This is a genomic window from Commensalibacter sp. ESL0382 (assembly GCF_009725775.1).
GTDB classification, from domain to species: domain Bacteria; phylum Pseudomonadota; class Alphaproteobacteria; order Acetobacterales; family Acetobacteraceae; genus Commensalibacter; species Commensalibacter melissae.
In genome coordinates this window covers 50,615-64,125 of sequence record NZ_WNII01000008.1, presented here as the reverse complement: position 1 = coordinate 64,125, position 13,511 = coordinate 50,615, and the positions used below count along the sequence as shown (strand labels likewise).

Genomic DNA, 13,511 nt, shown 5'->3' with positions numbered 1-13,511 from the left:
AATTGGGGCGTTTATTCTATAATCATTAAATGGGATCAACGCTTCCAATTAATTCCTAATGAGAATTTTGTCCTAAATTAATAATCAAAACTCCTATAATTATAAATAATATTCCCATAATTGAAGTCATAGTTAATTTTTGTTGGTAAATCACCCATCCAATCATGCAAATTCCTACTGTTCCCACCCCAGACCAAATTGCATAGGCTATTCCAACAGGGATGATCCTTAATGCAATCGATAATGAATAAAATGATATGGCATATCCTATCAGGGAAACAATCGTAAATCCCAAATTTGTAAAACCATTTGATGCTTTTAAACTGCTTGTCGCAATAATTTCAATACAGATAGCCATTGTTAAATATAAATAAGGCATTAACAATCAAACCATTTCAACATATAATGAATTAGAATTTTTAAAGGAGGAAGATTATGGGTATTTTTGGCACTATGATTATTATTGACATTATCATTGGCCTGTTGATTTTATTTATATTGAAAATTATCGGCTCCACATTAAAAACCAAAAAAACAGTTGAAGAACGAATTTCCCAAGATACAAATGAATTCAATCAATTTTAATATTATTTTTCGTGAATATCAAATTGAATAGATGTATGATTATTAATAACCTTACCAATAATTGGGGTTATTGTTACTTTTATATTTGCTTTTTTATATTCTTTCGCAATTTTAAACATTGATTGCATCATTTTTGTTTCATTTACATTACTTCTTTGATGAAGTGGAATAACATGTAATAATTTTTCAGAACTTATTTTTTTATTTCCGGTTAATAAAATTGAATCTATAACAGGATTGTCGTTATCTGATTTGTCAGGGTGAGATACAATTGAAGAAATAGTTTTTATAGGGGTTTTCTGATGCTCAACCAAAGCCGAAACATTTGTTGATGGTAAAATAAAACTGAAACCTATAATAAACAAATAATAAAATTTATTGTGTATTCTATATATATTTTGCATAATCTTTCTCATTCCTTAAGCTAAAATCATTTATTTCAATATTTCATCAAAATAATCAGATATTTAAATCCACCCCCGCAATTCTTCATTAATCAAGCCCTCAAGCATATCAATTCCTATTTCCTCATCGTTTAGACAGGGAATATAAATGAATTTTTTACCTCCTTCTTTTAAAAATAAAGCTTTATATTGATGACCGATTTCTTCAATTGTCTCAAGACAATCTGTTATAAAACCAGGCGCCATAACCGCTATATTTCTTACACCTTCCGTGACAAGTTTTTTAATAACATCAGTGATATTAGGTTCTAGCCACTTGCCGGGCCCAAAACGAGACTGATAAACCAACGGCATATATCGCTCATCTTTATTCATCATTTTTCGCAATGCCGTGGCGGTCTTTTGACATTCCTGTTCATAGGGGTCTCCTCTATCGACATAGGTTTGCGGCAGACCATGAAAAGATAAAATTATACGTTCGGGTTGTTCGGATAATGAGTTTAAGGTCGTTTCAATTTGTTTATATAAAGCTTGAATATAAACCGGATGATCCGCAAACGAAAACATCGTGCGTATTGCAGGTTGTTTGCGATATTTCTGCAAAATTCTAAATAGCTTATCATTGACACTTGCCGTGGTTGTCGCACTGTATTGCGGGTATAAGGGCAAGAGAAATAAATGATAAAATTGTTTTTTTAAGAAATGACTGATTTTTTGCTCAATGGATGGTTTTCCATATGACATTGCCCAATCAATTAATACAGGTTTGTTCTTGAACCGTGATTGCAACTTTTGAATTTGACGTTCTGTAATCACACTTAATGGACTTTTATTTTCTTGGTTATCCCAAATCATTCGGTAAGGTTTTACAATCCGGAATGGTCGAACTGTTAGAATGATCCCCTGTAAAATAGGTTGCCAAATCAAAGGATTCATTTCTATAACACGTCGATCCGAGAGAAACTCTGATAAATAACGTCGTATTGCGCCATAAGACGCTGCTTCCGGTGTTCCCAGATTAACCAATAAAATCCCAATTTTTTTCGGGCTTACGACAGTTTGCATATTTAAAACCACCTGTATTTATGTATCAATCAAAGCCCAGTTGAACAAGTTTTTTCATCAATGAAGAAAATGGAAGAAATTGTATGTCATCGAAATCATACCATAACTCATCTCGATTTCTAAACGATAAATCAATTTTTTCTATTCTTTTATAAAGTCTTAATTTAAGCACAAAATGTGTAAAAACATGTTTAATACAACCTTTGTCCTCAAATAATCCTTTCACCCCAACGCTTTCTTTTGCATTATCCAGTGATATTGGCTTTAAATCCCATTGAGTGCCTGGCAATTCCAAGGTTCCGCCCAGCAATCCCTTTGCTGGACGTTTCCTAAATAAAATCCTGCCTTCCCGATCCTGAATAAAAAAAGCAATTCCATATCTTACAGGTCTTGAAGATTTTACAACCTTTCTTGGCAATGTTTCAGCTATTCCCTTTTTATATCCCAAACATTGTCTAGACAAAGGGCATGATAAACAGGAAGGTTTTTTTGGTTTGCAAATTGTTGCTCCCACATCAAATAACGCTTGGGAAAAATCACCGGCTCTTTGTTTAGCTATAAGATCATCATTTAAATGACCAGCTTTTTCATCAAGATATTTTTTTGCTTTTGGTAACTCTGCGTCAATAGTAAATAAACGTGCTGTCAGACGTTCGACATTACCATCAATTGGCACTACAGGAACATTATAGGCAATTGACGCTATCGCTGCCGCTGTGTAATTTCCAACACCTGATAAAGCCTTTAGTTCCTTGACCGTATCAGGAACCTCGCCATTTTTACGCATAATTTCCTGAGCACAACGGTGCAAATTCCTGGCTCGACTATAATATCCCAGTCCAGTCCATAGTGACATGACCGTATCACGATCTGCATCTGCCAGAATATTAATAGTTGGAAAATGTTCTATAAAACGGTAAAAATATGGAATAACCGTTGCAACTTGTGTTTGCTGAAGCATAATTTCACTTAACAGCACATAATAAGGATTTGGTTTTTCATCTTTTTTTGCTCGCCAAGGAAGATCTCGCCGATTATGATCATACCATTCTAATAATGACTGCGCACAAAAACCCTGTTTTGACATAAAATGACAAATATTCCCAAACAAAACCAAAAAAAACGCAATTTATCACAAACTTCAAAAGAACAGAATTCTCGACATCCTGACAGGCGCACCTTTACAATGAGTCAAATTGGCGGTACTGTTCATAGCCTTACGAAACAGGCTTTTCGCCAAAAATCCCTTGCCCACAGTCAGATCAGCATTAATTGGGTCGATATTATCGGCCCTATATACGGCAATAGAACATCTCCACGTCACTTAGCCAACGGGACGTTAACCATTGCATGTTCTAATACAACAGCAACCGAACTTCAATATTTTTCTGAACGTCTTATTGAAAAAATCAATCTTTATTTTGGCCAGAAAATTGTGGCTCGTTTAAAATTTGTTTACCAACGATACAACACTTACCCTTTGACAAAATCTATAAATCATTCATCTTTGGTGGAACCTGTAGAAATTCCGATATTACCGCCTGGTCCCCTGCAAAACGCACTGTCACGATTGGGGGGGCACATACAAATAAAAAAGAAAGGAAAAAATTGATCCATGTATAACCATCATCAAAAAATTATTGAAAAAGCAAAGGATAAATCCCCACCTTATTGTGCTGTATGTTATCCATGCGAAGCAACCGCTATCGAATCAGGACTTGAAGCCTTTAAACTTGGTTTACTCACCCCAATTTTTATTGGTCCCAAAAAACAAATCAAGCTTATCGCCGAACAATATAGATTGGATCTGAAAAACCATCAAATTATTGAGGCATCTTCAGAATCTGAGGCCGCCACACATAGTGTAAAATTAATTCGCGAGCAAAAAGCGCATTTATTGATGAAAGGCAGTCTGCATACGGACATTCTCTTGAAAGCTGTAATCAATAAAGAGGCCGGTTTAAGAACAGGTAAACGCATTACCCATGTTTTCCTAATGGATGGTCCCAATTGGCATACCCCTTACATGATTACAGATGCCGCCATTAATATTGCCCCGGATCTTGTCACTAAAATGCATATTATTCAAAATGCCATAGATCTGCATCATGCTTTAGGATATGGCGTTCCCAAGGTTGCAATTCTTTCAGCCATAGAAATGGTAAATCCAGATATTAGTTCTACTCTTGAAGCCGCAGCCTTGTGCAAAATGGCAGATCGAAAACAAATTGTTAATGGTATTCTTGATGGACCGCTTGCATTAGATAATGCCATCAGCCCTGAGGCAGCGGCGATGAAAGGTCTTGATACACCCGTAACTGGAAAAGCCCAAATTCTGGTTGTTCCCAATCTAGAGGCAGGAAACATTTTTTTCAAATCTCTATCATTCATTGGACAGGCAGACAGTGCTGGAATAGTACTAGGTGCGAAGGCCCCAATCATTTTAACCAGTCGTGCCAGCAGTTTGGATAGTCGTCTTGTTTCCTGTGCTATGGCAAAATTATCCTATCATCATAGTTTAACTCATTAATCAAAATTCCTAAGGCAGTTTTATCGCTGCCTTCTAATATAATCCCTAATTCAAGAGATTTTTATCGCCAATAATATTTTAAGGTGTAGATATCCGTAAAGTGATCTGACTTAGACAGGTATCTTATTATTTAATCCGAACATATTTTGAATGAAATTTATTTGTTCATTGATTATCCATTTTCCTTTAAAGCCCAATTCTTTTTTTATCCAGAGAATGGCCTCATATCCTCTGAGCGTTTTTCTTGCCGTATGGAAAGACTGAAAAACCCATTTTTTAGGATAACCCTCTTTAATCTGAAATGATCATTTTCTATTCCCTGTTGTCAGGATTTCTTTGTTTCATGAAAGCAGTGATCAGGGAGTATATTCTTATTCTTCATGATTTGTATGGTTTTTGGAAAAGTTAATGCTTTATCTGTGCCTATATGGGTTGGAGCGAACAGACCATCTTCTTTAAAGGCTTTTCTAAAGAAACGCTGAGCTGCTTTGATATATTCTCTTGGCAGTTAGCAAAAAGTCAATCGCAGTGCCATCTTTATCAATAGCTCTGTATAGATACTTTCACTGACCTTTTACTTTAATATAAGTCTCATCAACCTATTAAAATGACGGTCTTTAAAATCATCTTTAGATCTTAATATAAACTTCCTTATTAATTCAATAGACATAAATCGTTCTTAAACATGAATATTTAATTCATATCTATAACAGATTAAAATCCATACTCTAAATTTGCGACATAACCAGAAATAGTAATTTTAGTTATTGCCGTGGGAAAACGTGAAGATAAAAAAGTCTATGGAACAACCAATACTCAATTAAATAGTAAGTGAGAGTTATCTAAAAACTTATACGATATGAAGAATTTACGTAAACTCGTTTAATTAAATAGTTTATAAACTAAATCCTATTTTTAATTAAGTAGACGTTCTTTAAAAGAAATTATCATGCACATAAAAATGGCTAATTTACAAATTTAAATAGATGATGATTTTAGAAACCAAACCCAACAAATCGCACAAGATTTAGGGATGGATTTTACAACAGCGGTCAGAGTGTTTTTAAAGCAAATAGTTCATAATCATAGATTACCTTTTAAACCTGAGTTAGATCCATTTTATATGACACATAATAAAATAGCTTTGATGGATTCAATGCAACAATTAAATAAAGGTAAGCTTATTCAAAAATCATTAAAAGGTTTACAGGCTATGAAAAATAAATTTTGCTTTTACGACACAAAGTTGGAATGAATATATTGATTGGCAAACTCAAGATAAGAAAATCACTAAAAAAATTAATGAGCTTTTAAAAGATATACTTCGTCATCTATATAAAGACATAGAAAAGCCAGAAGCTCTCAAGAATAATTTATCAGGATATTGGAGCTGTCGTATTAATGATAAACATAGACTAGTGTATCAAATTATTGATAATCAATGTCAGATCATCCAATGTAAAGGGCACTATTATGATACATAATATTGTTTTATCAACAATAAATAAGACGATGGATTTATAGCATCGTCAATTAATTATAAAATTGTGACTTTGTTTTATAATATATTTAAATCTTTTAGATTTAAGTTTTTATCATCTTTCAATAATGAATATAATAACTTGGTAAAATCACTCATAGCCTGTTTATCTTTTAACAATAATGAGGCAGCTTGTTGATGAGATATAAATGCTGTAAAAACAGCATTCTTTACAGAGGTTTGTAAATTACCTTTTAATGCTGTCTCTTCGCTATTATTTTTAATTTGAGCCATTACAACACTATCTTTACGCACAATAGAGATTAAATGGTTGATAAAAATAATATGCTCTGCGCTTGTTGATATATCTCCAAAAATAGCAGAAATTTTATCTATAATTTCTTTCAGGTATATCAGATTTGAAGGTTGCTTTTCTTTATTGTTATTCGATATGATCGGCACCAATGGTGAAGATTGATCTTTTTCATCTTCCGTAGGATCTTCTTTTGTATTTTTAAAAATACCATACCCTGTTAACACTAATCCTGAGATATCAACCTCTTGCACTCCAAGACCATTTAAACGTTTAGCAACTAATTTACTAAAGGCTGCAAAGTTTTCTAATGCAGGATCACCAAAATCAATTAACTGAGCAACGTAAGTATAAATACGTCCAAATTTACCTAAGTTACTTTTGAAATCTGTTAACTTTTGCAACTCTACATCTAATGATTTTCGTTCGAACTCCGCTTTATCAGCACTATCCTTATTGCCCTCTTTAACAGCATTGTCAAACTCATCCCTTAAAAAAGCTATATCTTCTTTAAGTTTTTTCAGTCTTTCATTATATAAACGTACAATATGATCTGTCGATTTAAATAAATCAGGATGTTTAATGGCAGAAAAATTATTGTTATTAATATCTTTTATTGTTTTAAACCGTGCAATTTTAAATTTTTCTAGATCGTCTTTGGTATAAAGATTAACCTCATCCAAGTGATCCTTAATTGTGTAAACAATATTTGGATCTTGGATATTAAGTATTTCTGCCCCACTATCATATTTTTTAAAACACTTTTCTATCCACTCAGCATCATTAACAAAATCTATGATATAGATTTGATCCTTACCTGTTGTTGTGCGATTTAAACGGGATAAAGTCTGAACCACCTCAACTTCATTTGCAATTTTCTTATCAAGATACATGGCACAGAGTTTTGGTTGATCAAAGCCTGTTTGAAATTTATTTGCAACAACCATCAAGCGATATTCAGGACGATCAAAAGTAACTCTTAAATCTGAATTAGGAATATTGAGATTCATACTTGCTTCTGTAAATTCTGCATCTTCCCCTATATTAAAAATTTCTCCACCTTGCACTTCCCCATCATCATCATGACTAATTTGCTTTCCTGTTAAACTACCAGAAAACGCAACCAACACATGATATTGACTATATTCTGGATTATCTTGGATATATTTATCTAAAGCGAGTTTATACCGTGCTGCTGCTGGACGTGAGCTTGTCACAATCATTGCTTTTGCTTGCCCATTTAATAGATTTGCAACATTATTATGAAAATGTTCAATGATAAATTTTACTTTTTGCGTTACATTCGTCGCATGTAAGCTCATCCATTTTGCAAGGGCTTTTTTTGCAGCTTTACTATCAATACGTTTATCATCATCAATGGCATCCCCTCCTAGTCGATATGCTGTTTGATAAGAAACATATCCTTTTAGTACGTCTAAGATAAACCCTTCTTCAATAGCTTGACGCTGTGTATATAAATGAAATGATTGAGGAAGATTTGTGTCTGTTGCTGGCTGACCATTTTTAGTGCGACCAAATAACATTTTGGTAGAATGTTTGGGCGTTGCTGTAAATGCAAAATGACTAATAGATTTAGATTGCACTCTGGATTGTTGGATTTTCTCTAATAATTCTTCAATCGTTAAAGATTCCATATCCTTTTCAGATTTAAGGGCAAGCGTTGCTTGTAATTTTGATGCGGTTGCCCCTGTTTGTGAGGTATGCGCTTCATCAATCACAATGCCATAGTTACGATCACTCAAACTTGTGTTTGTTAAAATGGCTTCCATAACGTGGGGGAAAGTTTGGATAGTGACAATAATAATCGGTTTATCTGATAATAACGCTTCTTCAAGCTGTTTGCTTTTAGACTTTCCTGCCTGTTCTTTACTGTCTCGATTAATTGCTGCAATTAAGCCATATTGATGGTCAATTTGTTGAATAGCCTCTTGTAATTGATTATCAAGAACTGTTCTATCAGTAACAACAATCACTGAATTATAAAAAGGGGTTCCATTCTTTTCACGCAGACGAATAAGCGAATGACATAACCAAGATATTGTTGAAGTTTTCCCAGAACCTGCACTATGCTCACATAAATAGTTTAATCCAACACCATTTTGTTTAATATCAGCAATTATTTTATTGACCGCATCAAACTGATGATACCGAGGAAAAATTAACCGTTCCTGCTTTTTCCAATTATTAAATAAATCAACTTTATTCTTCGTTTCAATGTAAACAAAATGATGAAATATACTTAACCAATAGTCCCTTTTGAGAATATAATCCCAGAAATAAGCGATGGGATAATCTTCACCTTTATCCGTCATTGCTGGTTGGTTGCCTGCATGACCATGATTACCTCTATTAAAAGGTAAGAAAAATGTGCTTTCTCCACATAATTCTGTGGTCATAAAGATTAAAGATTCTGTTAAAGCAAAATGAACAATTGCGCCGCGTCCTTTGGTAAGTAACGGTTCTTTACGTTTTGTTTTGGGATCAATGGGCTGACGATCATTCTTGTACTGCCAAATCGCATCCTCTATGGTTTGATTAAACTCTGTTTTAATCTCAACCGTTGCCATTGGTAAGCCGTTAATAAAGAAAACAAGATCTAAAATTCCTGAATCTTTTGAGGGATGGTATTTTAACTGTGGCACAACCCGCAAAATATTGGCCTGGTATTTATCAATTACGGTTTGGTTACGCTGATCCTCAGGGGCACTTTCGCTGATGTCAATGGTTCCTGCCCCTGCAATCTTAAATCCCTCACGAAAAACTTTCATTGTGCCTTTTGCATTTAACTCTGTATCCAAACGATCTAAAATGACCTTTTCAGTATTTACACCATTTAAGTCAGATAGTTTTTGCCATTTTTGGGGTTGGCTTGCTTTGATCCATGCAAATAAATCCTCTGGATAAAGTGCATACTCCATATGATAGTGATTGCTTTGACCAACAACCCAACCATTTGCTTGCAGTTTATTGACAATATAGCTTTCAAGATGTTTTTCGTAATGATCTTGATCTGAGAACATACTCATGCCACCAACTCCCTTACATCAATTTTACCTGTTACCGCATGAGAAATAACTGAAGCACGATATTCCTTTAATTTCTCGATTAAACGTTTTTGTTTGATAATAGTAATTTCTATTTGCTCATTCTTTAAAAATATTTCGTTAACAATGGAGAGCTGTTCATCTATTTGAGGTAAAAAGAAAATAATTGAACCAATAAAATCCCAATTTGCTCTAGGCATTTTTGTTCCATTAGTTGAGCTATTAACATAATCAATAAATTTATTTGAAATCATTAAAAATTTAAGAAATTCAGGAACAATTAGACTATTAGGTCTTAAAACATATATATCACCAACTGCCTCACCATTATTGTGCGCTAAAAATACTTTAGCTAAATAAGGTCTTAATTTACCAAATAAAATATCATTTTCTTTAAAGCAAACGGCATCACCTTCGTAACCAAGCTCTGTCTCGATAAATTTACTCGTCCAACCTTCAATATTCTCTAACGCAACAGGATTGATTTTATTAGATGTTTTTTTATTGATCAATTTAGAAACAAACTTTATTTTTCGTTCCTCCCAATGCTCGGGTACTTCTCCTAGCCACTCTATACCACTATTTTTCATGGGTGCATTAGGATCTAGCCCTTTAGTCACGGCATGAGAAATAACAGATTTACGCTGTTCTTCCAATAGTTCAATTAACTTCTCTTGCTTGGCAATCAAGGCATCAATCTTGGCTGTTTCTAGGTTAAGGTAAGAAACTATTCTTTCTTGCTCTTTAAAGTTTGGATATGAAAAAACAAACCTTTCAAATACATTTTGATATAAATGAAGTATTGTAGATCCTATAGTATTCATTACAAAAAAAAGATTAAAGGCATTACTGTTTAAGACCCAATACATAAATTCTGTTAAATAATATTTTTCAGGCCTTATTAAAAAAATTCCACTATTCAAACATGCTGATTTATTAAGATTTTTTACTATTGCTAATTTCCCAATAGTTCCATCTTTTGTCATTAGTAAATCCCCATTTTTTAATTGAATATAAGGGTCATCTTCATAACGACTTTCATTTATTTGATAACAACTAGACCAATTTACATATTTTTGTTTAAAATCTGTACCTGTTACTAGATACGCAAAAGAATTAACCTCAAATTCATTAGAAGTTAATCCTTTCCAACCAACACGTCCTTTTAAATATGTGCTTCTTTTAATATTAGATATTTTCCAATGCTCAGGCACTTCGCCCAACCATTCGACACCACTATCTTTATATTTTGGATAGGCTTTGAATTGTGCCATTAAATCTTTCCCAACAGTTTTGCCACTTCTGTCGAAAGCTCTTTAATTTCAGCCATGATGTCATTGGGATGTCTTGGTTGTTCAAACACATAGAAATAACGATTAAAGTTGATCTCATAACCCACTACGCCCACTTGATTATCCTTGCTATCAATATAGCTTGTATCAATCACAGCATCGGGTGCATGGGGTAACACTTCTTTTTCCATATAGGCTTGGATATCTTGTTTTAATGGAATATTTTCATAATCTGTTAAATCATTATCCATTTGCACAATATTGTTAATTTCTATGATCTCAGCCTCAGGATTTTTTACACCAAAAGCAGCAATCAAAGCGTTTTTAAGCCCTTTATTGACTTTCTTGACGGGGATCTTCTTTAAAAACTCATTCTCAAACCAAAGGTAATCTTTACTTTGACCAAATTGTTGTTCAATATAAGCGGAAAGTTGTTTTTGATCCTCATCAGAAAGTTTTCCGTAATCTTTACTTTCTTTAAATAATGCAAGTTTTTCCTTATCAAATTGTAAATCAATACGTAAGGGTCTTAGAACCTTGACCTTACGATACCCAAAATCAGTATAATCAAAAATCTTGCTGACAGGACTTTCTTCAAAGTCAGCATAAATCCTTGTAATATCATCAATTGCATTTTGATCAATAAATTTATTCTTATTCCCCTCATTCTTACGCATAGAAGCCCCCATATTGGTGGCATCAATCAGTTGAACTTTTCCTTTACGTTGTTCAGATTTGCGGTTTGAGATTAACCAAATATAGGTGCCAATTCCTGTTCTAAAGAAAATATTCGTAGGCAAGGCAATGATTGCTTCTAATAAATCATTCTCTAAAATAAAGCGTCTTATTTCTGATTCACCAGAACCTGCACCCCCATTAAATAAAGGTGACCCAGATAAAACAATTGCCCCTCTTCCCCCACCATTATTGGGTAATTCCAACTTAGAAATAAGGTTTTGTAGGAATAGCATCGAACCATCGCTGATTTTAGGCAATCCTGCACCAAAACGACCTAATAATCCTTTTTCATCATGCTCTTGTTGAACAAGATTGGCATCTTTTGCCCAGCTCATTCCAAAAGGAGGGTTAGAACATTGATAATGAAAATGCTGTCCCGAGAATTGATCGTTACTTAACGTGCTTCCTAATTTAATGTTTTTTGACAGGTCACGACTGGGATCAGTCTCAAGTTTTTTTAATAACATTGATCCAAGTGCCACAGCATGGGTTTCTGGTTGTATCTCTTGACCATAAGGAATTAATACAGGAGCAACCTCATAACGATCCTTATAACCTTCTACATAATTCATCATATCTGTTAAAAACCCACCTGTTCCACAGGTTTGGTCATAAATAGTGCGAATTAATCCCTGTTTTTGCTCAAACAATTCATTGTCAGGATCCAACAGTAACGTTGCTGCTAGATGGACAATATCACGAGGGGTCATAAAATCTTCTGACCCAGTTCCGACTTCGGCACCAAATCTTGCGATCAAATGTTCGTAGACATTACTCATCGTGCGATCAGAAACAACATTTGGATGCAAGTCTATTGCCGCGAAATTATTGCAAATACGAAAAAGTAAATTTTGTTTTGATAGTTTATTAATGGTTGTTGAAAAATCAAATTGTTCAAAGATGATACGAACATTATCAGAGAATTTAGCAATATAATCCTCCAGATTGGCTTTAGTATTGGTTCCCCCCAAATTAGAAAGATTATAATTAGAAAGATTAAAAAATGGATTGCCACTGACATTTGTTAAAATATCATCCATATTTAACCCTTGATCTTTAAATTGGTCATAACTGTTAAGAACAGCGTCTTTTGTGGGTTCTAAAACACATTCTAACCGTCTTAATACGGTTAATGGTAAAATGATCCTTCCAAACTCTGTGTGAGAGAAATCTCCCCAAAGATCATCAGCATTTTTCCAGATAAAACTTGCTAATGTCGTATCAGAACCATTTTGTATAGAAGACATTTTTATAACCATATATAATGAAAATTAATTTTGTGTTTAAAATATTAACTTATTAAGAATATTGTAATTTAATTTATCCGTTTGGAATAATCATATACAGTTTTCTACAGTTAAACCTTTTACTCTTTTAAACTCTTTCACATTATTGGTAACCAACATTACATTCAATGCTAGAGCATGAGCAGCAATTAACATATCCAAACTCACGATAATTTTTCCTTTTGATTCTAACTGATGTCTTAATTCGGCGTAATATCCAATAAATTGCTCATCATAAGGAAATATCTCTAAAGGTACTAAAAACTTATTAAAAGCCTGTTTATTTCTTTGTGATCCAGATTTCTCAACACCAAAAGCTAGCTCTGAAGCCGTAATACTGGAAATTCCAAACTGTCCTAATTGAAACTTCCTAAACTTCTCAAAGACATAAGGTGGCTTATTATTAATAATAATATAAATACAAATATTGGTATCTAGTAAATAAATCACTTTAAATCCTCACGAGTTTGATCTTCTTGAGGTTCTCTTATTAATTGGAAATCCCTTTCAAACTCATTGACAGCTTCCTGCATTAATAGCCACGGATTATATTTGGTGATAACAATACACCATTTCCAAATGCTTTTACGATGACTTCATCTTCATTAAACCGGAATTCTTCAGACAGTCTAACAGCTTGACTTCTTCCATTTTGAAATATTTTTGCTATCTGCATATTATTAATCCTCCATGATATATATCAATAATTTATATTATAAGTAACATTCTACTTACAACTAATAAAAAACCTCA

Annotated in this window: 15 protein-coding genes and 1 pseudogene; 5 read left to right on the top strand and 11 right to left on the bottom strand. The window is 33.5% G+C overall.

The genetic code is table 11. The annotated features are described in order from the left end of the window. Positions 1-55: 55 nt before the first annotated feature. Positions 56-379, bottom strand: coding sequence for a multidrug efflux SMR transporter (locus tag GM552_RS02390; protein ID WP_110438663.1), 324 nt, complete (start codon positions 377-379; stop codon positions 56-58). A 56-nt stretch (positions 380-435) separates the two neighbouring features. Between GM552_RS02390 and GM552_RS02385 the strand changes: the two genes are divergently transcribed. Further along, positions 436-585 (top strand): hypothetical protein, encoded by a 150-nt coding sequence (locus GM552_RS02385; protein ID WP_155565110.1) that lies wholly within the window; start codon positions 436-438, stop codon positions 583-585. A 2-nt stretch (positions 586-587) separates the two neighbouring features. Here GM552_RS02385 and GM552_RS02380 read toward each other — a convergent pair whose 3' ends face one another. The 3 genes from GM552_RS02380 to mutY form a co-directional block, all read right to left on the bottom strand. Further along, a complete protein-coding gene (locus GM552_RS02380) occupies positions 588-989 on the bottom strand; it encodes a POTRA domain-containing protein (protein ID WP_155565109.1) in 402 nt (133 codons plus the stop codon). Between the two features lie 63 nt (positions 990-1,052). Next, positions 1,053-2,054 (bottom strand): ferrochelatase, encoded by a 1,002-nt coding sequence (hemH, locus tag GM552_RS02375; protein WP_155565108.1) that lies wholly within the window; start codon positions 2,052-2,054, stop codon positions 1,053-1,055. Between the two features lie 25 nt (positions 2,055-2,079). Beyond that, complete coding sequence (mutY, locus tag GM552_RS02370) at positions 2,080-3,141, bottom strand: A/G-specific adenine glycosylase (protein WP_155565107.1); 1,062 nt, start codon at positions 3,139-3,141, stop codon at positions 2,080-2,082. A 3-nt stretch (positions 3,142-3,144) separates the two neighbouring features. On the opposite strand from mutY, the gene GM552_RS02365 reads away from it, so the two are divergent. After that, the gene (locus tag GM552_RS02365) at positions 3,145-3,666 is read left to right on the top strand and encodes a DUF721 domain-containing protein (protein WP_155565106.1); all 522 of its coding nucleotides are present in this window, start codon (positions 3,145-3,147) and stop codon (positions 3,664-3,666) included. Between the two features lie 3 nt (positions 3,667-3,669). After that, a complete protein-coding gene (locus GM552_RS02360) occupies positions 3,670-4,584 on the top strand; it encodes a bifunctional enoyl-CoA hydratase/phosphate acetyltransferase (protein ID WP_155565105.1) in 915 nt (304 codons plus the stop codon). A 325-nt stretch (positions 4,585-4,909) separates the two neighbouring features. Here GM552_RS02360 and GM552_RS09090 read toward each other — a convergent pair whose 3' ends face one another. Both GM552_RS09090 and GM552_RS09025 read right to left on the bottom strand, forming a co-directional pair. Further along, positions 4,910-5,029, bottom strand: coding sequence for a hypothetical protein (locus GM552_RS09090; RefSeq protein ID WP_408869346.1), 120 nt, complete (start codon positions 5,027-5,029; stop codon positions 4,910-4,912). 9 nt (positions 5,030-5,038) lie between these two features. Next, positions 5,039-5,183, bottom strand: a pseudogene (locus GM552_RS09025) (DDE-type integrase/transposase/recombinase); the annotation flags it as partial. 383 nt (positions 5,184-5,566) lie between these two features. Between GM552_RS09025 and GM552_RS02355 the strand changes: the two are divergent. Next, a complete protein-coding gene (locus GM552_RS02355) occupies positions 5,567-5,839 on the top strand; it encodes a type II toxin-antitoxin system RelB/DinJ family antitoxin (RefSeq protein WP_370533583.1) in 273 nt (90 codons plus the stop codon). Continuing rightward, positions 5,805-6,068: a Txe/YoeB family addiction module toxin gene (locus GM552_RS02350; RefSeq protein ID WP_347400830.1), complete on the top strand. Its 264-nt coding sequence runs from the start codon at positions 5,805-5,807 to the stop codon at positions 6,066-6,068. Before GM552_RS02355 ends, GM552_RS02350 begins: the two co-directional genes overlap by 35 nt. A 74-nt stretch (positions 6,069-6,142) precedes the next feature. Here GM552_RS02350 and GM552_RS02345 read toward each other — a convergent pair whose 3' ends face one another. From GM552_RS02345 to GM552_RS08865, 5 genes are all read right to left on the bottom strand, one after another. Further along, positions 6,143-9,424, bottom strand: coding sequence for a type I restriction endonuclease subunit R (locus GM552_RS02345; RefSeq protein ID WP_155565103.1), 3,282 nt, complete (start codon positions 9,422-9,424; stop codon positions 6,143-6,145). Continuing rightward, entirely contained in the window at positions 9,421-10,716 is a 1,296-nt protein-coding gene (locus GM552_RS02340) for a restriction endonuclease subunit S (RefSeq protein ID WP_155565102.1), read from the bottom strand. Before GM552_RS02340 ends, GM552_RS02345 begins: the two co-directional genes overlap by 4 nt. Next, positions 10,716-12,719 (bottom strand): class I SAM-dependent DNA methyltransferase, encoded by a 2,004-nt coding sequence (locus GM552_RS02335; RefSeq protein WP_155565101.1) that lies wholly within the window; start codon positions 12,717-12,719, stop codon positions 10,716-10,718. The genes GM552_RS02340 and GM552_RS02335 overlap by 1 nt, the downstream gene beginning before the upstream one ends. 90 nt (positions 12,720-12,809) lie before the next feature. Then, positions 12,810-13,208 (bottom strand): type II toxin-antitoxin system VapC family toxin, encoded by a 399-nt coding sequence (locus tag GM552_RS02330; RefSeq protein WP_196424212.1) that lies wholly within the window; start codon positions 13,206-13,208, stop codon positions 12,810-12,812. An 82-nt stretch (positions 13,209-13,290) separates the two neighbouring features. Next, positions 13,291-13,434 (bottom strand): antitoxin, encoded by a 144-nt coding sequence (locus tag GM552_RS08865; RefSeq protein WP_196424211.1) that lies wholly within the window; start codon positions 13,432-13,434, stop codon positions 13,291-13,293. Positions 13,435-13,511: the final 77 nt, after the last annotated feature.